The sequence below is a fragment of the Phaeobacter sp. G2 genome (assembly GCA_025163595.1).
Lineage (GTDB): Bacteria > Pseudomonadota > Alphaproteobacteria > Rhodobacterales > Rhodobacteraceae > Pseudophaeobacter.
Window position 1 is genome coordinate 3,969,858 of sequence record CP104100.1, and the last position, 22,392, is coordinate 3,992,249.

Here is a 22,392-nt window from a genome sequence, read left to right on the forward strand (position 1 = left end):
CTAGCTGATATCATTTTGCACTCTTGTTTTTCTGATCACAGCGCTGTTATGGATGCACAGTCGGTGAATTTACTACAAATATTTTCTTGGCTTGAAACCGTTCACTTGAGCAGATTTGCATCAGGTTTACGCGGTCCGGTGCCCTTACTTATGCGAAAAATGAGAAATGTAAAATATGACGAAAGCGGTAATTTTAGCCGGCGGGCTGGGCACGCGGATCAGCGAAGAATCCCACATGCGCCCCAAGCCGATGATCGAAATTGGTGGGCGACCTATTTTGTGGCATATCATGAAGATATATTCGCACTTTGGCGTCAATGATTTTGTGATTTGCTGCGGCTATCGCGGTTATATGATTAAAGAGTATTTTGCGAATTATTTCCTGCACATGTCGGATGTTACCTTCGATATGTCAAACAATGAAATGCACGTGCATAATCAACGCACAGAACCCTGGAAAGTCACCCTGGTTGATACTGGTGAGCACACCCAGACTGGCGGTCGCGTAAAGCGAATTCGCGAGCATTTGGATGACACCTTCTGCCTGACCTACGGCGATGGCTTGAGCAACATCGACATTGCCGATCTGATCGCCTTTCACAAACGTGAGGGACGCATTGCCACCATCTCAGCCGTTCAGCCAGAAGGGCGTTTTGGATCCCTGGAAATCGAAGGCACAAAGATCAACCGTTTTCTGGAAAAGCCCAAAGGCGATGGCCGCTGGGTCAGCGGTGGCTTTATGGTTTGCGAGCCAGAAATGTTGGATCACATTGACGGGGATGCCACCATCCTGGAACAAGAACCCCTGATGGGTCTGGCCCACGAAGGCCAACTCTCTGTCCGCAAGCACGACGGGTTCTGGGCTGCGATGGATACCCTGCGAGACCGCAATGCGCTCGAAGCCATGTGGACCGACCAGAAAAACCCGCCCTGGCGTGTCTGGGCGTAAACATGTCTGATTTCTGGCAGGGCAAACGCGTTTTCCTAACCGGGCACACCGGCTTCAAAGGCAGCTGGATGGCGTTGTGGCTGTCCCAGATGGGGGCACAGGTCACGGGCTACGCCCTGCCCCCTGACACCGATCTGGCTTTGTTTGACCAATTCGACATTGCCGGCCGCACCCACAGTCAGTTTGGCGACATCAATTCATATGACGACCTGCGCGCGGCTGTGGAGGCCGCACAGCCTGACATCGTCTTTCACCTGGCTGCCCAGTCGTTGGTGCTGCGCGGCTACAGCGACACGCTGACCACATGGCAAACAAATGTCATGGGCACCGCAAACCTGTTCGAAGCCCTGCGCGTTCTGCAGCGCCCGGCAACCGTTGTCGCGGTCACCACAGACAAAGTGTATCGCAACAACGAAACAAAACATGCCTTCACCGAGGACGACCCGCTGGGCGGCATTGATCCATACAGCGCCTCCAAGGCTGGGTCTGAACTGGTCATTAACAGCTACAGGTCTGTCTTTTCACAAGAAAAACACCAGATCCGATTAGCATCAGCGCGCGCCGGCAACGTTATTGGCGGTGGGGATTGGTGTGAAAACCGCCTGGTCCCTGACATCGCCCGCGCATTGATTGCCAAGAAACCTTTGCTGACCCGCAATCCCCATGCCGTGCGCCCCTGGCAACATGTGCTAGAGCCCCTGGCAGGCTACATGCAGCTGGCGGAACTGTTGTATAGCGACCCACAGTTTGCCGATGCCTATAACTTTGGTCCAGACATCACAGACAACCGCACCGTTCAAGATGTCATCATCGAAGCGCTTAAATCCTGGCCGGGCAGCTACGCCCCCACAGATAACAGCGAGATGCCACATGAAGCCAATCTGCTGATGTTGAACATCGACAAAGCCAAGCAGAAATTGGGCTGGGCGCCTCGATGGGATTTTGAAACTGCCGTCTCCAAGACGATGCAGTGGTATCGCCAAACCCACGAAGGTGCTGCCCCCGTTGACCTGTCTTTGGCCCAAATTGCAGAGTTCACCCGCGCATGAAAATAACCCCTCTCTCGATCGCGGGCGCCTACCATATTGTGCCGGAAAAACGTGGGGACAACCGCGGCGCCTTTGCGCGGCTGTTTTGCTCAGACCACTTTGACGCGGCTGGGCTGAATACCCAATGGGTGCAGATGAATCTGTCCCGCAGCGCGCAACAAGGCACTCTGCGCGGCCTGCACTTTCAGCGCGCCCCTTTTAGCGAGATAAAGCTGGTGCGCGCGGTTACCGGCAAGGTCTATGATGTGGTGGTTGACCTGCGTGCGGGGTCAGAAACCTATGGGGCCCATTGTGGCGTGACTTTAGACAGTGACCAGATGGACACTCTCTATATCCCGCAGGGCTGCGCCCACGGATTTCAAACGCTGACCGATAATGTGGAATTGCACTATATGCATTCGGCCCCCTATGCACCTGATCACGAAGGCGGTGTGCGTTTTGATGATCCGACACTTGCCATTGCCTGGCCGCTACCCGTGACCGAAACATCGCCGCGCGATCGCGCGCTTCCTCTTCTTCCCGATATGAAGCCGTTAATCCTATGAAATGTCGCCATTGCCACACTGATTTGTCACTGAAATTCTTGGACCTGGGCTATGCCCCTCCCTCCAACGACTATCTGTCTGCCGATGACCTGAACAAGCCAGAGGTCAGCTATCCTTTGCGTGTCTTGACCTGCACCAAGTGCTGGCTGGTCCAGACCGAAGACTATGCCGCGCATGACGCCCTGTTTCGCGAGGACTATGCCTATTTCTCCTCGACCTCCAAGGGCTGGCTGGCGCACGCAGAACGCTACTGCGCGCAGATGACCAAACGACTGGGGCTGAACGAGACGAGTTTTGTGGTCGAGCTGGCCTCAAACGATGGCTACTTGCTGAAAAACTTTGTGGCCAGTGGCATCCCCTGTCTGGGGGTAGAGCCGACCCGATCGACCGCAGAAGCGGCTGAGGCATTGGGGGTCCCGGTGCTGCAAGAGTTCTTTGGTGCGGATTTAGGACGTCAACTCGCAAAAACAGGCCCGAAGGCGGATCTGATCTTAGGCAACAACGTCTATGCCCATGTCCCCGACATCAATGATTTCACCCGAGGTGTCGCTGAGCTGCTGGCCGAAGACGGCGTAGTTACCTTTGAATTCCCGCATCTTGGACAGCTGGTACAGCAAAACCAGTTCGACACCGTCTATCACGAGCATTTCTCCTATCTCGCCCTGCATCCTGTGATCAGCATTTTCAAAGCGGCCGGTCTGCGGGTCTTTGATGTGGAGGAGCTGTCAACGCATGGCGGCAGTCTGCGCGTCTTTGGCTGCCTGGACGGTGCGTCTCATGTCGCGACAGAGAATGTCACAAAGATCTTGGCTGCAGAAGTTGACGCAGGCCTTTTGAATGAAGACACCTATCGCGGTTTTCAAGACCGGGCTGAGAACGTCAAGAATGGCCTGTTGCGGTTTTTGCTGGACGCCAAAGCTGAAGGAAAAACAGTCGTCGGTTACGGGGCCGCAGCAAAGGGTAATACGCTGCTGAATTTCTGTGGTGTGGGGCCGGATTTGATCCCGTTCATCAGTGACGCTGCCCCCTCTAAGATCGGCAAATTCATGCCCGGAAGCCATATTCCGATCAAAGCTCCCGCCGCACTGACCGCAGCGCAGCCCGACTATATTCTAATTCTCCCCTGGAATATTGCGGATGAGGTTATGTCGCAAAACAAAGACTTGGCAAAAAATGGCAGCACCTTTGTGATTGCGGTGCCAGAGCTCAAGCTCACGTGACACCGCGCGTTCTCATAACCGGGGCGACAGGCTTTGTTGGTCGCCAGATCCTGGCGGCTTGTGTTGCCCGTGATGTGAACTTGCGTTTGCTGGTCCGGCCGGGATGGCAGGAAAAACTGGGCGACCTTCCAGAGACTTGCGAAATTGTAGAAGTAGAGGATATTTTTGCCCAGAGCGCCGATTGGTGGGCCGAAACCCTGACGGGGATCGACACCCTCATTCATTCCGCATGGTATACCGAGCCGGGAAAGTATCTGACCTCTCCCAAAAACACTGACTGCCTCATCGGTACGCTTCAAATGGCGCGCGGTGCCCTGCAGGCAGACCTGCGTCGGTTTGTGGGGGTTGGCACCTGTATCGAATACCAGTTGGGACCCGAAATCCTCACACCCGAAACCGTCCTGGCGCCCAGCACCCCCTATGGTCAGGCCAAAGCCGCTGCATTTCATGCGCTGAGCGGGTTGTTTAGCGAAACCAAGACTGAGTTCCTGTGGTGCCGGCTGTTCCAGCCCTATGGCGAAGGAGAGCATGAACAACGGTTGCACCCGTATTTGCACAGCCACTTGTCGGAAGGTAAACCCGTAACCCTGGGCTCGGGCCGAGAGGTGCGCGACTTTATTGACGTTAAAGTCGCCGGAGAAACCATTTCTGCAGCGGCGCTCGGGGCGGATGTCGGTGCAATCAACATCTGCACAGGCATCCCAAAATCGGTCCGCGCGTTTGCAACAGAAATCGCCGAAATATATGGTCGGACTGACCTGTTAAAATTTGGAACACTAGAAAGCAACGCAAGCGACTGGGATTATATAGTCGGTCAACCATGGGCCTGATCAATCGCTGCTGCGGATTTTCCCCCCGGTCGGCTGATCCCCGGGGCGGGCCCGGCGCTTCGGGTCCAGCTAATACGATCGGCGCTATCGCGCCCATCCCGATACCTGTGGCTATTCCGGCCCGCATGCAAAAAGGTGATACATGATGACACATAATTCAGAAGCCGCGCAAAAGAAGACCCGTGAAGTCTGTGAACTGGCCCCCATCATGCCAGTTCTGGTGGTACGGGATGTCGCCAATGCCGCTGCCCTGGCCAAGGCCTTGATCACTGGTGGACTGCCCGCGCTGGAGGTCACATTGCGCACGCCAGCAGCGCTGGATGTGATTGCAGAAATGTCCAAAGTCCCCGGCGGTGTTGTTGGCGCAGGCACACTGGTCACCCCCCAGGATGTGCGACAGGCCAAAGCCGCCGGTGCCATGTTTGGTGTCTCCCCTGGCGCCACCGACACCCTGATAGAGGCCTGCCTTGCAGAGGATCTGCCGCTGTTGCCCGGCGCCGCCACCGCAAGCGAAGCCATGCGCCTGCTTGAACGGGGGTTCACAACGCAGAAGTTTTTCCCAGCCGAGGCCTCTGGCGGCGCTCCCGCGCTCAAGGCGATTGGCGCGCCTTTGCCGCAGATCCATTTTTGCCCAACAGGCGGGATCAGCCTGTCGAACGCCCCTGACTATCTCAGTCTGTCCAATGTGCTCTGTGCAGGCGGCAGCTGGATCGCACCGGATGCTCTGGTCTCGGCCCAGGCCTGGGATGAGATTGAGGCATTGGCCCGCGAGGCAAAACAGCGCCTGACCGACTAGGCAGGCGCAGGTTCAGCACCGGTGTTCGCAAGCGGAGCAGCGAGCAGCGGCGCCACCGGCCCGACTGATCCCTCATAGTTTAGTCCCGGTGCGCCGGGGCCTGTTTTGAGGGGGCCAGATAGGGGCGGGTGACATCGCGCAGGCTGACCTCCAGTGTCTCTACTGCCAAACGGATGCTGCCATCCCCTGCCAGGGTCAGCCGCACATGGCCTGCGCCGTCCTCGCCGGGCTCAAAATGCACCGAGAGCAGCGAAAGAATGGTGTCTTTATCGCCGCGATCAATCCCCTGCGAGGCAACCCCCAGAACCCCGTCGATGACCAACAGGGACTGCACCCGCTCAAAAGGGCGGCCGCGTTTTTCAGCACTGGACAGATCCTCCCAGCGAAACCGATTAAGCAGCAGCGCAAAACGATGCTCCTTGGCGCGCCAGCTCATCTCGCTGATGGGGAAGACCGCGTCCTGTATCAGCGTCGACACCACTTGCAGATCCTCGGCGCTCAGCGCCCCGAGGTTCAGCGGCGCCTCGCGCCCGTCGTGAAAGCTCGCGTCTGACATCGGTCAGCTCCCCTTGATACGTTCGATTTGAGCGCCAACCCCTGAGAATTTACGCACCACCTGCTCGTAGCCGCGATCCAGGTGATAGACACGATTAACGATGGTTTCCCCCTCGGCGGCAAGACCGGCCAGGATCAACGAGACCGAGGCCCGCAGATCGGTGGCCATGACTGGCGCCCCCTTCAGGTGGTCAACTCCCGTCACCGTGGCGAGGCCGCCCTGTACATCGATCTTGGCCCCCATGCGGATCAGCTCGGGCGCATGCATAAAGCGATTCTCAAAGATTTTCTCTTCCAACACGCTGGTCCCCTCTGCGGTGCACATCAGGGCCATCATCTGCGCCTGCAAGTCGGTGGGGAAACCGGGAAAGGGTTCAGTGGTAACATTCACCGCTTTGACACGGTCACCGCGGCGCTTGACCTTCAGGCCCGCCTTGGTCTCGGTGACATCAACACCGGCTTCGTTCAGTTTCTCAACAAAGGCACCAACCAGATCAAGACGCCCGCCCAGCAGCTCGACCTCGCCGCCACAAATCGCAGGCGCCAGCATATAGGTGCCCAGCTCAATCCGGTCAGTGACCACCGGATGCGTCGCCCCATGCAGGCGGTCCACGCCCTGGATGGTGATGTCCGGGCTACCGGCGCCTTCCACCTGGGCGCCCATCTTGTTCAGGCAGTCTGCCAGGTCAACGATTTCAGGTTCGCGCGCGGCGTTTTTGATCACCGTGGTTCCCTTGGCCAGGGTGGCCGCCATCATAATGTTTTCCGTAGCCCCCACAGAGGCAAAGCTAAGCTGTATCACCGCGCCTTTTAGGCCACGTGGCGCCTTGGCATGCAGATAGCCGTCTTTCAGCTCAATTTCGGCACCCAGCGCTTCAAGCCCATGAATATGCAAATCCATCGGACGCGCGCCAATCGCGCAGCCGCCCGGCAGGGACACCACCGCCTGCCCAAGACGGGCCAGCATCGGCCCCAACACCAGGTTAGAGGCCCGCATCTTGCGAACGATCTCGTAGTCAGCGACATGGTTGTCGATTGTATGGCTCGAGAGCGCCTGAACCTGCCCCTCCTGCAAGCTGGAGACTTCGGCCCCCAAGGATTGCAACAACTCGGTCATTGTTGCGATATCGCTGAGCCGTGGCGCATTGGTTAGTGTCAGCGGCTCCTCGCTGAGCAGGGTCGCGGGCATCAGCGCAAGGCAGGCATTTTTTGCCCCGGCGATTGGAATCTGGCCGCTCAGGGGGCCGTTACCTTTTACCAAAATCGAATCCATCTGCCTCTACCTTTCCGACTCTTCGGTCGTTGTGTTCTGTTTCACTGCACGCGCCTTGGCCTGCGCCTTACGACGCGCCATATTGGCCTTTAACGAGGCTTTGAGCCGGTCCTCACGCTGGGAGGTCGCTTGACTCGATTTCTGCGGTTTTTTCTCTACCATGAACCTTCTGTAACTTAGTGGGAAAAAACCGTCCAGAAGCTCTTGCGCCCTCCTGCGTTTATCCCTAAAAGCCCCCTCACGGCGCTGCTGTAGCTCAGAGGTAGAGCACTCCCTTGGTAAGGGAGAGGTCGAGAGTTCGATTCTCTCCAGCAGCACCATGAAAATCTCAATAGATGTAGATAATTGCGCCAAAACAGCGCCTTACACTTGCAGACTCCGACACAGTGACCCTGACTATGCCCCGTCCTGTCAAAGAGCCAAAGAGTGGAATCTACTACATCCGCGTGCGCGTCTCGCTGACCTGACGGCGTCTTTCGGACGTACTGAGGTGCCGAAGTCCTTGCGAACACGAGAAACTGCGGAAGCAAAGGAACGCTTTGCGACCGAGTATGCGGCCATCCAACGCCGCTGGGCTGCCCTTCGGGCCAAACCTGAGCCGCTTCCCCTCAAACAGATCGTCAGCTTGGCAGGGCGTGTTTATCAGCGCCTGACGGCAACCTTGGAAGACGAACCTGGCGAATCGCCCATCTGGGAAAATTTAGGCCGCCTGAACAAAAGGGAGGCGGGCAATGAAAGTCGATTGGAAAGCTGGTAACCGAGATATGCTGAAGCCTCATTTGGCCCAGAATATCCCACAATGAAGTTACCCTCGGCCCAGAAGGGGGCAGCGCCCCCTGCTTTTGTTTCTCTTATTCTGTGTTCAAGGCGTCTAGCCGGGCGGTTACTGAAAGGCCATGAGCCTCCAAGCTTTCACTCTTTGCCAAGACTTCTGCCGCGGGACCAATGGCGCGCAAAGCAGCCGGTGTCATCTGGCTAAGTGTCGTGCGTTTGACAAAATCCATCACCGAAAGCCCAGAAGAAAACCGTGCTGAGCGCGCTGTTGGCAAGACGTGGTTGGGACCGCCAACATAGTCACCAATGGCTTCCGGGGTGTACTGGCCTAAGAAAATCGCCCCGGCGTGGATGGTTTTGAGGCTCAGCGCTTGTGGGTCGGCAACACAAAGCTCCAGGTGCTCAGGCGCAATCCGGTTGGAAAGTTCGGCTGCTTCATCCAGATCACGGACAGTGATCACGGCGCCAAAATCCTGCCAGCTAGCGCCTGCGATCTTGCGGCGGTCCAGGGTTTTTAGGCGATGCTCAACTGCCGTGGCGACGGCGCGACCAAAGTCAGCGTCATCGGTGATCAACAGCGATTGCGCGCTTTCATCGTGTTCTGCCTGGCTCAACAAATCCAGAGCGATCCAGTCGGGGGTATTGTTTTTGTCGGCGATGACCAAAATCTCGGAGGGGCCGGCGATCATGTCGATGCCAACCTTGCCAAACACACGTCTCTTGGCGGCGGCAACAAAGGCATTGCCCGGGCCGGTGATTTTGTCCACAGGCGCGATAGTTTGGGTGCCATAGGCCAGTGCCGCAATCGCCTGAGCGCCGCCAATTCGGTAAATCTCGGTGACGCCGGACAGCCGCGCGGCCAGCAGGACCAGTGGGTTCAGCACACCATCTGGTGCTGGCACAGTGATCGCCAGGCGCGCAACCCCGGCCACCTGCGCTGGAATTGCATTCATCAACACTGATGACGGATAGGACGCAAGCCCACCAGGAACATAAAGCCCTGCCGCCGAAACCGGTGACCAGCGCCAGCCCAAGGTAGCGCCTGAAGCATCTTCCCACTGAGCGTCTGTCGGCATTTGCTGGGCGTGATAGGCGCGAATGCGATCCGCTGCCAGTTCAAGCGCGGCACGTTCTTGCGGCGACACGCTGGCGATGGCGGCATCCACTTCCGCTTCCGAGATGGCCAGCTGGTCTGCTGTAAGATCCAAGCGATCAAATTTCGCCGTGAGCTCAAGCACTGCAGCATCGCCGCGGGCGCGTACATCAGCAATGATTTCAGCCACAGCGGCGTCTACATCCGGGCTGTCTTCGCGCTTGGCATTCAGCAACCTAACAAAGGCGGTTTCAAAATCTGCGTCAGAAGTGTCTAGAAAAACGGGCATATCGGTTCTCTCTGGCTGTTATGGCCGACATAACGTCCCATGGGCGCTGCGACAAGCGCTAGGACAGAACCAACAGCCGTTTATCTGTTCGCTGACCGGTGCGCACTTTCGGCGTTCAGCGTTCCACCACCAGACCAGTCGAGGAAGATGTCCGGATGGTTCTGTCGCAAACTTTTTCGGTGTTTCGTTCGTTGGCTGATTTTGCGACATGGTTATCAAGCAAGCAGCAGGGTGTATTGGATGTCGGCTGATTTCAAGGGAGCCCATTATCCTAAAAGCGTGATCCTATACGCGGTGTATTTCTATGTGCGATATGGCGTTTCCTATCGCGACCTGGAAGAAATCATGGCTGAACGTGGGACTGACGTTGACCATACGACATTGAACCGGTGGGTGATCAAGTTCTCGCCCATGATCGCCGCGAATGCCCAAGCACGGAAGCGGCCGATCGCCATATCTTGGCGCATGGATGAAACCTACATCAAGGTTAAGGGACGATGGACCTATTATTACAGAGCCGTTGACAAGACAGGCAAAACCCTTGATTTCATGCTCTCCGAGCGCCGCGACAAGGCTGCGGCGCGGCGCTCGGAGAGCGAGCAATTGGCACCAATGGCGTGCCGGTTCGGGTCGTTATCGACAAGAGCGGGGCCAATCTGGCGGGCCTGGAAAGCGTTAACGTCATCCTGAAGTTCTCGGGTTTTGGAAGCACGATCAAGATCCTCCAGGTCAAATACCTCAACAACATCGTGGAACAGGACCACCGTTTCATAAAACGGATCACGCGCCCCATGCTTGGCTTCAAGGCCTTCCATTCAGCCGACGCTACACTGGCTGGGATCGAGACAGCACACATAATCCGAAAGGGGCAACTCGAAACCAACGAGCGCACCGCATTCCAGCAGTTCGCGATGCTCGCAGCATAAGTGTGTCCACAGAATGCCACCCTCAATAGTCAAAAAAGTTTGCGACAGAACCACAATTTCAGACACGTATCTGATTAATTAGGGCACAGTGACACCATCCGAACCATCAAAAACCACCACATCGATGACATGAAACCGGGCGTCCAAGGCGAGATCGCCCTCGTCCACGAGATGCTCGGCCTCGCGGCGTAAGGCGGCAAAGACGCTGCCAGAAAGTGCCCTCATCGAACTAATGGAACAGTCCCTTCCTGACTGACATTAAAGATCCTCTGGCAGAACGCTGCCGGGGATATCCTGGTAGCAGACCGGGCGCAGGAAGCGGCGGATTGACAGAGTGCCAACCGAGGTGGCGCCGAAGTTGGTTGACGCCGGGTATGGGCCGCCATGAACCATGGCATCGCAGACCTCGACACCGGTGGGAAAGCCGTTGGCCAGAATGCGACCGGCCTTGCGCTCCAGCACTGGTAGCAGTCGACGTGCAAAGCTCGCGTCGCCGTCATCCATGTGCAGCGTTGCGGTCAGCTGTCCATCACAGCCACGGGCCAGCGCCAGCATCTCGTCTTCGTCGGACACCCGAACCACAAGGCCAAGCGGGCCAAAGACCTCTTCCCCCAGCGCTTTGTCCTGTAGATAGGCGGACGCGTCGGTTTCATAGAGGTTGGGCGCAACGGCGCGCCCGTCGCTGTCGGTTGCCAGCACCGACCGCACCGCGTTGCGTCCATCCATTCGGTCCTTGCCATCACGGTAGGCGCTGGCGATGCCGTCGGTCAGCATGGTCTGCGGGGCGCTTTGCTGCAGTGCCTCTGCCGCCGCCTTGACCAGCGCATCGCCTTCGGGACCTGATCTCACCACGGCGATGCCGGGGTTGGTGCAGAACTGTCCCGCGCCCATGGTCAGCGATGCCGCCCAGCCCGCACCGATTGCCTCACCGCGCGCGGCGGTGGCCTGCGGCAGCACGAACATCGGGTTGACGCTGCCCAGCTCGCCAAAGAAGGGGATCGGTTCGGGGCGCTGTGCGCATAGATCGAACAGCGCGCGACCGCCACCGAGCGATCCGGTAAAGCCGACCGCCTTGATCAGCGGATGCTGTACCAGCGCCTGACCAACGTCGCGCTTGCCGCCCTGAATGAGCGAGAACACCCCGGCGGGCATGTCACAGGCAGAGATCCCGGCGGCGATGGCTTCGGCGACGATCTCGCCGGTACCGGGGTGGGCCGAATGGCCCTTGACCACCACGGGGCAGCCAGCGGCCAGAGCAGAGGCGGTGTCACCGCCAGCGGTGGAAAACGCCAGCGGGAAGTTCGATGCGCCGAACACCGCCACCGGGCCGATGGGTCGCTGGATCATCCGCAGATCCGCGCGCGGCAGCGGCTGCCGGTCGGGCATCGCCGCGTCGTGGCGCCGGTCAAGATAGGCACCATCGCGGATATGGGTCGCAAACAGGCGCAGCTGGCCGGTGGTGCGCCCGCGTTCGCCGTTCAGGCGCGCTTCGGGCAGGCCGGTTTCCTGTGTCCCGATTTGTGTGATCGCGTTGGCCCGCGCCTCGATCTCGTCGGCGATACGGTCAAGGAAGGCCGCGCGCGCCTCGCGGGAGTTGTAGCCGTAGGTCTCAAAAGCGTTTTCAGCGGCTTCGCAGGCGCGGTTCACCAGATCCGGAGTGCCGACGCTAAAGGCATTGGCGTCACCCAAGACCGGGTTCGACAGAAATGTCTGCTCCGAACCGATCCAGTCACCGGCGATGAGGTGCTTGCCATGAGGGGCGAAGTGGGTGGTTGTTCCGTCCATTGGAAGGTCTCCTTTGTTCAGGGATGAAGAGTGGGGGGCCCGTGCTATAGCAGCAGCGTCACGATCCCAGGCCAGGCCAGCAATAAGCAAAGCGCCAGAAGCTGGAGGCAGATGAAGGGAAGGAAGCCCCGGAAGATATCCGTCAGTGAGATTTCGGGCGGGGCCACGGATTTCAGGTAGAAGGCTGCGGGGCCAAAGGGCGGCGACAGGAAACTGACCTGCATGTTCATACAGAACACCACCCCGAACCAGATTGCGACCATCGACGGATCAAGCGAGCCGATCAGGCCGATTTCCTCAACCGGCAGGGCGCGCACGATGGGCAGGAACACCGGCATCACCAGCAGCACGATGCCGATCCAGTCCATGAAGGCCCCAAGGAAGAGGAAAATTATCATCATCACAAGGATGACCATCATGCTTGGCAGTTCGGCCCCGGTAATCACACCGGCGATATAGGTCGGCCCGCCGACGATGGTGTAGGCCCCCGCAAGCGCGGTGGCGCCAATGGTGACCCACAGGATCGTCCCGGTGGACAACAAGGTGCGGACAAGACTGTCCCATACAAGGGTCAGCGTCAGTTCGCGGCGCAGCGCGGTCAGTACCATGACCGCCACAGCGCCCATGCCAGCCGCTTCGGTGATCCCGGTGATGCCACCGTAGATCGATCCAAGTACCACACCGATAACCACCAGCGGTGCGACCAGCCCGCGCCCCATGCTCCATGCGGTTGCGATGCGTCCCCGCCCCAGCACAAGCGTGCCGACAGCCAGCGCCAGCAGCACCAGTGGCATGGCCCCAAGCCCACCCGACACGATGCCCTGCACCGTCCAGAGCGCTGCGCAGACAGCCACCAGAATTGCGACGAAGACCCCGAACAGCAGGCGCTTTTCTCCCCCCGAAGGTTCGTCCGGCGACGGTTCGGGCAGCGGCGCCAGCGACGGGTTCATCCGCGTGCGCACAAGGATGTAGACCATGTAGAACATCGCGAGCATGAATCCCGGCAGGAAGGATGCGGTGAACAGCGCCTTGATCGAGGTCTCGGTAACAAGGCCGTACATGATAAGAACGATCGACGGCGGGATCATCGTGCCAAGGCTGCCGCTGGCACAGATCGTGCCGATGGCAAGGTTGCGATCATATCCCAGCCTCAACATCTGCGGCAGCGCGATAAGGCCCAGCAGGACCACCTCGCCGCCGACGATGCCAGACATTGCCGCCATGACAACCGCCATGATGGATGTCACCACCGCGATGCCGCCCCGGGTACGGTTCAGCCAGACCTGAAGCGAGCTGTACATTTCGGCGGCGATGCCGGATTTTTCCAGCAGGTTTGCCATGAATATGAACAACGGCACCGAAATCATCACGTAATCGGTGGTAATGCCGTAGATACGTTGCCCCAGAATGGACAGCGGCCCCATCCCGAAATTGCCGAACAGCAGATCAGGGCCAAATTTCATGATCAGCACCGCAGCGGCCAGCGCACCAGAGGCAAAGGCCAGCGGCATGCCGATCACCAGCAGCACCACCATGCCCAGCAGCAGTAGAAGGGAAAGCGTTCCGATATCCATTTAGCGGCCCCCCTCTTCGCCGGCGGTTCGCAGCGTGCCGATCAGTTCGTTCTCGGCGCTGCTCACGGCGCGTGCGAGGCGCGACCAGTCAGCCACAAGATTGACCACCGCCTGGACCGCGATCAGGATCACCACAAGGATGATCAGCGGCTTCAGCGTGGCGGGAATGGGCGGATCGAAGGCGGTGCCGAAGGTTTCCCAGCGGAAGAACTTGTCACGCGCTTCGTTGAAGGCACCCCACGTCAGACAGGCGGCAAACGCGACGATCAGCGCGGTGCTGACAATGTCGAAGACGCGGCGCAGCCAAGTGGGCACCGCGTCGTGCAGCAGGGTGATGGCGATATGGCTACGCTGCTGCATCGCATAGACGCCCGACAGCGCAAAGACGAAGCCTGCAAGCCACAGCGACAGTTCGTTGGCCCAAAGCGTCGGCCGCGCCAGCAGGTATCGCATGACCACCTCAATGAACATCACCGCGACCGTAAGCGCCACCAACATCATGCAGCCGCGCCCGATGAACAGGCCCAGCCGGTCAAAGACGTTGCGCGGGGCAACCTCGATGGGCCGTGGCTTCAGGCTTGCCAGCCCGCCGCCAAGGCAGATTATCGCCGCGATGACGGACAACCAGTCAATCGTTGTGGCGTTAGCGGTCTGGCGCGCCAGACCCTCGGTGCCAAGGCCCAGCGAAACCAGCATGCGCGGCATGTGCCAGACGGCCCATGCCATGGCGATCACAAAGCCCGCGGGCCAGGCAAGTTCCGGCAGCGTCACGGTATCTACCGTTCGCGCGCCGGGGTCATGTCCCGGTTTGGAAGTCATGTCGGTGTCCTCAAGAACTGGCGGTAAAAACAGGTTGGGAAAACAGGCGGAGTAGGCAGGACACAACAGCGCGCCCTGCCTGTCCGCTTGCGGGTCTGATCAGTTGGACTCGGGTTCGATCAGGCCGAGATCTGTCATGAACGACACGTGGCTGTCGACGATCTTGCGCGCGGCAGGTGATTTTTGCGCCCATTCTTCCCAAGTGGCGCGGGCCGCCTCGCGGAACGCACCGCGGTCGGCATCTGACCAGTTCTGAAGCTCAATGCCGTCGGCCTCAAGCTCTTTCGCGGCGGTCTCGTTGGCGACCATCATCGCCAGCGTGGTGCGCATGCCCAGCTTGTGCATGGCCACCGACATGATGCGCTGGTGCTCTTCGCTCAGGCCATCCCAGCGGTTCTTGTTGCAGGCAAGGTGGTCGGACGGCATGGAGTGAAAGCCTGGGAAGGTCGCATAACCCGCCACATCATAGAGCCCCAGCCCGACATTGTTTGCCAGCCCCGACGCATCAGCGCCGTCGATGATGCCGGTTTCGAGAGCAGTGAAGATCTCGTTGAAATCCATCACGATGGGCGATGCGCCAAGCTTGGCAAAGATTTCGGTTTCCATCCCCGGGGGCGACCGGAATTTCCAGTCTTTAAGGTCTTCGACACCCGCCAGCGACGTGGTCGAGCTCATGCTTTCGGGGCCATAAAGCCACCAGCCCACCAGCTGCATGTCGTATTCGTTGTACAGCTCGTTGGCGATTGCCAGCCCGTCCTGTTCATACAGCCAGGCGTATTGCTGCCAGGGTGTCTCATAGCCACCCATGATATCGCCAAGGAACTGAAACCCCGGATCCTTGCCGGTCTGGTAGCTGGCCTGCGTCATGTCGCAGTCGATGATGCCGTTGACCGAAGCGTCCCAGCCTTCGACGGATTTCACCACCGAAGACGAAAAGAACATCTCGATGGTCAGATCGCCGCCTGACATGGTGGCCACGTCGTCGACAAAGGCCTGGGCGTTGCGCCCCGAGATGGTCTCGGGTGCGATGTAGGTCTGGATGCGCAGCGTCTCGGCGCTGACCGCGCCCGCGCTGAACAGCGCGATGGCGGCGATGCCTCCCTTAAAGGTGTTGTTCATCTTTGGTTCCTCCTCCGTGGTGATGAACGTCAGCCGGTAACCGGCGTCCGTAGTTGTGCGCCTTGCAGGAAGGCGCGGATGTTGTCCCGTTGCAGGCGCGCCATGGCGGCGCGGGTCTCGGCGGTGGCCGAGCCTCCGTGGGGATAGAGCGCAACGGTTTCCAGCTGCGCAAAGGGTGCGCCCGGGGTTGGCTCGTGTTCGAAAACATCAAGCGCTGCACCGGCGATTGTCTGTTGTTCCAGCGCTCTTAGCAGCGCGGCCTCGTCCACGCAGGACCCGCGGGCGACATTGACCAGAACACCCCCCTGCCCCAGCGCTTCCAGCATCCGCGCGTCGACGATGTGCTTTGTGTCATCGCCGCCGACCACGGCAACCACAAGGATGTCGACAGCCTGTGCCAGCGTCTGCGGCGTAGCGTGGTGGGTCCAACCGGGGGTGTCCTTGGGTGCGCGCGACCAGTAATGCACCGGGCACTTGAAAGCGGCAAAGCGGTTGGCGATCTCGCGCCCGACGCGGCCCAGCCCAAGGATGCCCACCTTGCGGCCCGACATCTGTCGCGCCAGCGGCATGGCGCCGTCCTTCCACAGGCCAGAGCGCACCCAGCGGTCGCCCTCGGCCAGCCGTCGGAACTGTGCCAGCGTCAGCGCCAGCGCAAGGTCGGCCACGTCGTCATTCAGTACATCCGGGGTGTTGGTGACGGCAATGCCGCGCGCCTGCGCCGCGCCTACGTCGATGGCATCATACCCCACACCGAAATTGGCGATCAGTCCAAGGTCGGGAAAGCGGTCCATCTGTGCCCCGCCAAAGGGCGCGTGACCCTTAAAGGCGATGGCGGTGATGCCCTCGGGCGTGTCCACCGCGTCGAAATCAGGAACGTGGCGCGCCGACAGCTCATCCAGCAGGGCGCGGGATTCGTCATCGGAAAACGGTCCGATCGCGATGCAGTGCGGGGTCATGCGGGGTTCTCCATCCATCAGTGGCTGTCCTTGGCCACATAGGACCCGCGGCAGCCCTTCAGAAAACGCAGGTCAGCGCCGGTGTCGGCCCCTTCCACATGTTCCTGATGCAGCCACAGATAGCCCGACGCCGCCCTTTCGTGGGTAGCCTGCCAGCGCCCCAGCCGTTCGGCCAGTTCCGTGTCGGAAATATCCAGATGCAACCGGCGGTTCGGCACGTCCAGTTCGATCATGTCACCGCTTTGCACCACCGCAAGCGGGCCTCCGGCGGCGGCTTCGGGGGCGGTGTGCAGGATCACCGTGCCATAGGCGGTGCCTGACATGCGCGCATCCGAAATGCGGATCATGTCGGTGATGCCTTTGCGCAGCACTTTGGGCGGAAGGCCCATGTTGCCAACCTCGGCCATGCCGGGATAACCCTTGGGGCCGCAGTTGCGCAGCACCATCACGCAGGTCTCGTCAATGTCGAGATCCTCGTCGTCGATGCGCGCCTTGTAATCGTCGATGTCCTCGAACACCACGGCGCGGCCCGTGTGCACCATCAAATCCGGCGTCGCTGCTGACGGTTTAAGCACCGCGCCCTTGGGCGCAAGGTTGCCGGTCAGCACCGCGATGCCGCCCTGCGGGGTCAGCGCCTGATCCACGGGCAAAATGACATCCTCGTTGTGGTTTTCGGCCTGCGAAACTTCGTCACCGATGCCGCCGCCCGACACGGTAAGCGCGTCGCCGTGCAGCTGTCCGGCCTCAAACAGGCGGCGCAGCACCACCGGCAGACCACCGGCGTAGTAGAATTCTTCCATCAGGTATTTGCCCGACGGCATCAGGTTGACGATGCAGGGCACATCGCGCCCGCAGCGATCCCAGTCCGCAAGGGTCAGATCCACGCCCACGCGTCCCGCCATGGCAAGTAGGTGAACCACCGCGTTGGTCGATCCACCAATGGCGCCATTTGTACGGATGGCGTTTTCAAACGCCTCTTTCGTCATGACGTCCGACGGTTTCAGATCGTCCTTGACCATCTGCACGATACGGCGGCCCGATTCCATTGCCATCACCCGGCGGCGGCTGTCCACCGCAGGGATCGCCGCGTTACCCGACAGCGCCATGCCAAGCGCTTCGGCCATGCTGGCCATGGTCGATGCGGTGCCCATGGTGTTGCATGTCCCCGACGAGCGCGACATCGACTGTTCCGCTTCGAGGAATTCGTCCTGGTTCATCTCGCCCGCCTTTACCGCCTCGGAGAATTTCCACAGGTGGGTGCCGCTGCCGACCCGTTCGCCACGGAAATAGCCGTTCAGCATTGGCCCGCCGGTGACGACGATGGACGGAATATCAACTGACGCGGCGCCCATCAGCAGCGATGGCGTGGTCTTGTCGCAGCCCACCAACAGCACCGCGCCATCCATCGGCTGACCGCGCATCGCCTCTTCGACGGCCATCGCCGCGAGGTTGCGGAACATCATTGCCGTGGGACGGAAGGTGTTTTCGGACGCCGAGAATACCGGCACCTCGACGGGCAGGCCGCCCGCCTCCCAGATGCCCGCTTTCACCTTTTCGGCCAGCTCGCGCAGGTGGCCGTTGCAGGGGGTCAGTTCCGACCATGTGTTGAGGATGCCGATGACCGGCCGCCCGTCGAACACGTCATGCGGGTAGCCTTGGTTTTTCATCCAGCCACGATGATAGATCGCGTCGCGGGTGCTGCCACCATACCATTCCTGACTGCGCAGCTTGCGCGGCCATGCGGCGGGTTTGAATTTGCTTGCCTTCATGACTGCCTCACAATGCTGCGACGTTGACCGGACGCACGGCGGCGTCCTCTACCGCAAAGGTATTGACCAGCGGCAAACCGAAATCCGGCGCCGAGATTTCAAACGTGTCGCCGGGCTGGGTCTGCAGCCCTGCCCCACAGGACAGCGTCGCAGTGCCGAACATGTGCAGGTGCAAATCCCCCGGCTGGCGGAAGGTGGCGTATTTGAAATGGTGGTGTTCCAGATTGGCAATCGAATGCGACATGTTCTCTTCGCCCGACAGGAAGGGCTGATCAAAGATCGCTTTGCCATCGCGCAGGATGCGCGACCGCCCGCGGATGTCGCGGGGCAGATCTCCAAGGCGCAGCTCTGGTCCGAAAGAGGCAGGGCGCAATTTCGAATGGGCAAGGAAGAGGTAATTCAGCCGCTCGGTCACGTGGTCCGAGAATTCATTGCACAGCGAAAAGCCGACCCGCATCGGCGCCCCATCCGGGGCGATGACGTAAAAGCCCGCGATTTCGGGTTCTTCGCCGCCATCAAGCGCGAAGGCGGGCGAGGTCAGCGCGTCGCCGCAGGGCACCGCTGTGCTGCCATTGCCTTTGTAGAACCATTCCGGCTGGGCGCCGACTTCACCGGTCGCGGGCTTGCCGCCCTCAATGCCAAGGCGGAACATCTTCATGCTGTCGGTCACTGTTTCGGTCCCGCCGCCGTGCATCGCATCGCGGGTCGAGGCTGACCCAAGATGCGTCAGCCCGGTGCCGCACAGGTACATATGTGCCGCATCCGGGTGGCTCATGGGCAGGGCAAAGGCGCCTTCGCGGGCGACACGCTCCAGATCGACGGTCTCGCCGCGCGGCAGGTCTGCCAGCAGCGACGACAGGCTTCGCCGTTCGGACGCGGCCTGCATGGCCAGCGCATAGGACGATTCCACACCGGGCAGCGCGTGGGCGTCGACCCCGTCGCGCAGCACGACGATCAACGCGCCGCTGCGGTCTTTGACTTGAGATAGATGCATGGTGCCTCCCGATTTTCTCCCTGGGAAGCTGGATAAACCTTCGTGACATACCTCTCAAATGAGTTATTGTGCGAACTGCATACCAGAAATGATATAATGAGAAGGTCGCCATGCCCCCGTCTTTGACCAATGCCCTGCTTGGACAGGGCCTACAGATGCGCCACCTGCGGCTAGCGGCAGCGCTTCGCGACAGCGGGCAGGTCAGCATCGCCGCCGAGCAGATCGGCCTGACCCAGCCCGCCGCAAGCCGGATGCTGGGCGAACTGGAAAAGATCCTCGGGGTGCCGTTCTGCACCCGTGGCCCGCGAGGCATCCATCTGACCGCGGTGGGCGACGTCTTTGCCGAACGCGCGTGTCGCATCCTGATTGAACTGGATACCGCTGATGACGAACTCGGCCTTGTGGCGCGGGGGGAACAGGGGCGTGTGCGGGTGGGCGCGGTCACCGCTGCATCAATCTCGATCGTGTTGCCCGTGATTGAGGAGATGACCCAAAGCCACCCGGGCATACGCACCGAAATCAGCGTCGGCACCTCCGAGGCACTGGCCCAGCAGCTTATGGAGGGGGCCATCGACTTTGCCCTGTGCCGCATCCCCGACCGCATGGAGGCCCGACTGTTCGAGGCCCGCCAGCTCAAGCATGAACGGATTTCCATTATCGCCCATGCCGGGCACCCGCTGGCCGACCGCACAGTTCCCGAACGCGACCTTGCCGATGAACGGTGGGTGATGCAGCCTCAGGGCACACCGCTGCGCCGTGCAGTGGAACGGCATTTCATGGGACAGGGGCTTGAGCCGCCCAATGTGGTGACTGCGACCACATCGCTGCTGATCCACGTGGCGATGGTGACCCGCGCGCAGGCGATTGCGGCGGTGGCGTCGGATGTGAAGGATCTGCTGGTGACGGATCGGCTTGGTCCGCTGGGCATTCGCGATATCCAGCTTCCTGTTCATCCTATGGTATCACCCTTCTCTCTCTTGCGGCTGCGTCATCACAGGCTGCTGCCTGCCGCCGAGCGTGCATACCAAAAGGTGCACGCCCATGCGCTGGGACAGGCCGGAACGGGAACCACTGCAGGCTAGGTGCCATGCCGCCCCCGCCGGCAGCACCATGGCTGAGCTACTCCCATCTGTTGGACAGCATCTGGCGTGATTTAAGCTACTTTTTGCACCTGCTGATGGCTTTGTTGCACAAATCGTGACGGGGATTCACTGTATGAATCCAGCGTGATAGCTGGGATGCATGAGCAGTTGGGCCCCTACGAAGTATAAGACCACGAATTGGTCGTCTTCCAATGACGCGCTGAAGCAGCGTGGATCGTTGGCGATCTGGTTTGATCCCGAGATGGTTTGGACACCGCCACCGACCGGCAGGCGCGGTCGTCAATGCAAGTTCAGCGATGCCGCGATCCAGACCTGTCTGACCATGAAAGTCCTTTTCGGTATGCCACTGAGGCAGACGGCTGGGTTCGTTGAGAGTCTGTTGCGGCTGGTCGGACTGGATTGGTCCGTGCCCGATTTCAGTACGCTGTGGCGCCGCCAGAAGACGCTGAACGTGAGCTTGCCGTATTTCGGTGGGACTGGCCCACTGAACCTTCTGATCGATAGCACAGGCATCAAGGCAGAGGGCGAAGGTGAATGGAACGCCCGCAAGCATGGCGGCCCCAAGCGACGTATTTGGCGCAAGATACATATCGGGATTGATGAGGAAACGCTGGAGGTTCGCGCGGTAGAGGTCACCACCAGCAACATCGGTGATGCGCCCATGTTGCCTGAACTGCTCAACCAAATCCCACCAGATCAGGACCTTGGGTCAGTGACCGCCGATGGTGCCTACGACACGCGCAGATGCCATGACGTGATTGCAGCACGGGGCGCTCATGCAGTCATTCCGCCGCGCAAGAACGCCAAACCGTGGAAACCCACAAGCGCCGGAGCCATCGCAAGAAACGAAGCGGTCAATGCCTCACGATACCTAGGGCGCGCGCTGTGGCGACGATGGAGCGGATACCACCGCCGAAGCCGCGTTGAAACCAAGATGCACTGTGTGAAGCTGCTCGACCAATCGCTGATGGCCTGGGACTTCGACCGGCAGGTAGCGGAAATCCAAGTCCGCATCGCGGTCCTAAACCGCTACACCGCTCTTGGCATACCCGTCACAGAGCCCGTAGGGTAAATCCGTCCAGGGAAAGGGGAAATGCGCTCAGACCCCGATTTGTGCAACAAAGCCTGGTCAACGGATGCTTGCCGCCGAACGCCAAGTTGACTCCCTGCTTCGCGGCAGCTCTATCCGTCCGATATTGAATGCAGAGCAGCGCCGTGACCTATTCCATCGCTATGTTGAGCCGACACTGCATCGAGAATTGAAGCACAAAGGCGCGGCGGCCGGTGATGGCAGCTATTCTGCTGAATTGATCGGCTATCTTGAGTTTGGATAAATTTTCGCGAAATGCCGATAGCGATGCGAAAAAAGATGTCTACTGGCCAAGTCGACTTTCTACAATTCAAACCTAACAAAAGAACCAAACTGAACCACCCGAATTTCCATAATTTTCCTGTGACTGAATGTACCATAGTCTCTCTGCTCAACTTGAAAACGACCGTCAAAAAGGGTGGTGTGGGTTCTGACTACCCTCAGATTACCATATGAAAGGAGTATTGAAGATGGATTTCAAAGCGGACACCTGCCGGACACGGGACACGGGACACGGGATCAAAACGCATCAAATCGCCCGAGGGCGATTAGTGTATTGATATTGCTCAGAAATTATTGGTTGCGGGAGTAGGATTTGAACCTACGACCTTCAGGTTATGAGCCTGACGAGCTACCGGGCTGCTCCATCCCGCGACAGTTATGATGTCCTATCGCTTTTCTACTTGAGGACGATTTGTCCTAGTAGTTAGCGTTAATGTTATCGTTTTTGAGATTTTGGATTTTACTAGGTTTGGCAGTGACCTACTCTCCCACGCCTTAAGACGCAGTACCATTGGCGCAAAGGCACTTAACTTCCGGGTTCGGGATGGGACCGGGTGTTTTGCTCTCGCTATCGCCACCAAACCAAGAAAAATCCAAATCCG

Annotated in this window: 22 protein-coding genes, 2 tRNA genes and 1 rRNA gene; 12 read left to right on the forward strand and 13 right to left on the reverse strand. The window is 59.5% G+C overall.

Annotated elements, in window-relative coordinates:
• Positions 1-175: 175 nt before the first annotated feature.
• The 6 genes from rfbF (at position 176) to eda (ending at position 5,389) form a co-directional block, all read left to right on the forward strand.
• A complete protein-coding gene (gene rfbF, locus N1037_18870; GenBank protein ID UWS79292.1) occupies positions 176-949 on the forward strand; it encodes a glucose-1-phosphate cytidylyltransferase in 774 nt (257 codons plus the stop codon).
• Positions 950-951: 2 nt separating this feature from the next.
• Positions 952-1,998 carry a CDP-glucose 4,6-dehydratase gene (gene rfbG, locus N1037_18875; GenBank protein ID UWS79293.1) on the forward strand — a complete coding sequence of 349 codons (1,047 nt, stop codon included), beginning with the start codon at positions 952-954 and terminating at the stop codon, positions 1,996-1,998.
• Entirely contained in the window at positions 1,995-2,543 is a 549-nt protein-coding gene (gene rfbC, locus N1037_18880; GenBank protein UWS79294.1) for a dTDP-4-dehydrorhamnose 3,5-epimerase, read from the forward strand. The genes rfbG and rfbC overlap by 4 nt, the downstream gene beginning before the upstream one ends.
• Before the next feature lie 23 nt (positions 2,544-2,566).
• Entirely contained in the window at positions 2,567-3,763 is a 1,197-nt protein-coding gene (locus N1037_18885; GenBank protein ID UWS79295.1) for a class I SAM-dependent methyltransferase, read from the forward strand.
• Positions 3,760-4,593, forward strand: a complete 834-nt coding sequence (locus N1037_18890) for an NAD(P)-dependent oxidoreductase (GenBank protein UWS79296.1) — start codon at positions 3,760-3,762, stop codon at positions 4,591-4,593. The genes N1037_18885 and N1037_18890 overlap by 4 nt, the downstream gene beginning before the upstream one ends.
• A gap of 145 nt (positions 4,594-4,738) precedes the next feature.
• Positions 4,739-5,389: a bifunctional 4-hydroxy-2-oxoglutarate aldolase/2-dehydro-3-deoxy-phosphogluconate aldolase gene (gene eda, locus N1037_18895; protein UWS79297.1), complete on the forward strand. Its 651-nt coding sequence runs from the start codon at positions 4,739-4,741 to the stop codon at positions 5,387-5,389.
• Positions 5,390-5,468: 79 nt separating this feature from the next.
• Here the strand turns inward: eda and N1037_18900 are convergent, their stop codons facing one another.
• Positions 5,469-5,945 (reverse strand): DUF2948 family protein, encoded by a 477-nt coding sequence (locus tag N1037_18900; protein UWS79298.1) that lies wholly within the window; start codon positions 5,943-5,945, stop codon positions 5,469-5,471.
• A gap of 3 nt (positions 5,946-5,948) precedes the next feature.
• Positions 5,949-7,217, reverse strand: coding sequence for a UDP-N-acetylglucosamine 1-carboxyvinyltransferase (gene murA / locus N1037_18905; protein ID UWS79299.1), 1,269 nt, complete (start codon positions 7,215-7,217; stop codon positions 5,949-5,951).
• Positions 7,218-7,462: 245 nt separating this feature from the next.
• On the opposite strand from murA, the gene N1037_18910 reads away from it, so the two are divergent.
• Positions 7,463-7,537: transfer RNA gene (locus N1037_18910), tRNA-Thr, on the forward strand.
• A 170-nt stretch (positions 7,538-7,707) separates the two neighbouring features.
• Entirely contained in the window at positions 7,708-7,974 is a 267-nt protein-coding gene (locus tag N1037_18915) for a hypothetical protein (protein UWS79300.1), read from the forward strand.
• Between the two features lie 94 nt (positions 7,975-8,068).
• Here N1037_18915 and hisD read toward each other — a convergent pair whose 3' ends face one another.
• Positions 8,069-9,373, reverse strand: coding sequence for a histidinol dehydrogenase (hisD, locus tag N1037_18920; protein ID UWS79301.1), 1,305 nt, complete (start codon positions 9,371-9,373; stop codon positions 8,069-8,071).
• Positions 9,374-9,613: 240 nt separating this feature from the next.
• Between hisD and N1037_18925 the strand changes: the two genes are divergently transcribed.
• Positions 9,614-10,299, forward strand: a protein-coding gene (locus N1037_18925) for an IS6 family transposase (protein ID UWS79302.1) whose coding sequence is annotated in 2 segments (ribosomal slippage) — positions 9,614-9,965 and positions 9,965-10,299 — 687 coding nt in all. Because the reading frame shifts where the segments join, the coding sequence is not laid out codon by codon here.
• A 78-nt stretch (positions 10,300-10,377) separates the two neighbouring features.
• Here the strand turns inward: N1037_18925 and N1037_18930 are convergent.
• From N1037_18930 to gguC, 8 genes are all read right to left on the reverse strand, one after another.
• Positions 10,378-10,524 carry a hypothetical protein gene (locus N1037_18930; protein UWS79303.1) on the reverse strand — a complete coding sequence of 49 codons (147 nt, stop codon included), beginning with the start codon at positions 10,522-10,524 and terminating at the stop codon, positions 10,378-10,380.
• 33 nt (positions 10,525-10,557) lie between these two features.
• Complete coding sequence (locus tag N1037_18935) at positions 10,558-12,084, reverse strand: aldehyde dehydrogenase (NADP(+)) (GenBank protein ID UWS79304.1); 1,527 nt, start codon at positions 12,082-12,084, stop codon at positions 10,558-10,560.
• 44 nt (positions 12,085-12,128) lie between these two features.
• Positions 12,129-13,658 carry a TRAP transporter large permease subunit gene (locus tag N1037_18940; protein ID UWS79305.1) on the reverse strand — a complete coding sequence of 510 codons (1,530 nt, stop codon included), beginning with the start codon at positions 13,656-13,658 and terminating at the stop codon, positions 12,129-12,131.
• Positions 13,659-14,477 carry a TRAP transporter small permease gene (locus N1037_18945; protein ID UWS79306.1) on the reverse strand — a complete coding sequence of 273 codons (819 nt, stop codon included), beginning with the start codon at positions 14,475-14,477 and terminating at the stop codon, positions 13,659-13,661.
• Positions 14,478-14,576: 99 nt separating this feature from the next.
• Positions 14,577-15,596 carry a TRAP transporter substrate-binding protein gene (locus tag N1037_18950; GenBank protein ID UWS79307.1) on the reverse strand — a complete coding sequence of 340 codons (1,020 nt, stop codon included), beginning with the start codon at positions 15,594-15,596 and terminating at the stop codon, positions 14,577-14,579.
• A 29-nt stretch (positions 15,597-15,625) separates the two neighbouring features.
• Entirely contained in the window at positions 15,626-16,570 is a 945-nt protein-coding gene (locus N1037_18955; GenBank protein UWS79308.1) for a 2-hydroxyacid dehydrogenase, read from the reverse strand.
• Positions 16,570-18,321: an L-arabinonate dehydratase gene (araD, locus tag N1037_18960; protein UWS79309.1), complete on the reverse strand. Its 1,752-nt coding sequence runs from the start codon at positions 18,319-18,321 to the stop codon at positions 16,570-16,572. Before araD ends, N1037_18955 begins: the two co-directional genes overlap by 1 nt.
• A gap of 7 nt (positions 18,322-18,328) precedes the next feature.
• On the reverse strand, positions 18,329-19,315 hold the full coding sequence (gguC, locus tag N1037_18965; protein UWS79310.1) for a GguC family protein: 987 nt from the start codon (positions 19,313-19,315) through the stop codon (positions 18,329-18,331).
• Between the two features lie 110 nt (positions 19,316-19,425).
• Between gguC and N1037_18970 the strand changes: the two genes are divergently transcribed.
• From N1037_18970 to N1037_18980, 3 genes are all read left to right on the forward strand, one after another.
• Positions 19,426-20,397 (forward strand): LysR family transcriptional regulator, encoded by a 972-nt coding sequence (locus tag N1037_18970; protein ID UWS79311.1) that lies wholly within the window; start codon positions 19,426-19,428, stop codon positions 20,395-20,397.
• Positions 20,398-20,557: 160 nt separating this feature from the next.
• Positions 20,558-21,490: an IS5 family transposase gene (locus N1037_18975; protein UWS79312.1), complete on the forward strand. Its 933-nt coding sequence runs from the start codon at positions 20,558-20,560 to the stop codon at positions 21,488-21,490.
• A gap of 64 nt (positions 21,491-21,554) precedes the next feature.
• A complete protein-coding gene (locus N1037_18980) occupies positions 21,555-21,752 on the forward strand; it encodes a hypothetical protein (protein ID UWS79313.1) in 198 nt (65 codons plus the stop codon).
• Positions 21,753-22,085: 333 nt separating this feature from the next.
• Here N1037_18980 and N1037_18985 read toward each other — a convergent pair.
• Both N1037_18985 and rrf read right to left on the reverse strand, forming a co-directional pair.
• Positions 22,086-22,162: transfer RNA gene (locus N1037_18985), tRNA-Met, on the reverse strand.
• Positions 22,163-22,257: 95 nt separating this feature from the next.
• Positions 22,258-22,372, reverse strand: a 5S ribosomal RNA gene (rrf, locus tag N1037_18990).
• Between the last annotated feature and the right edge of the window lie 20 nt (positions 22,373-22,392).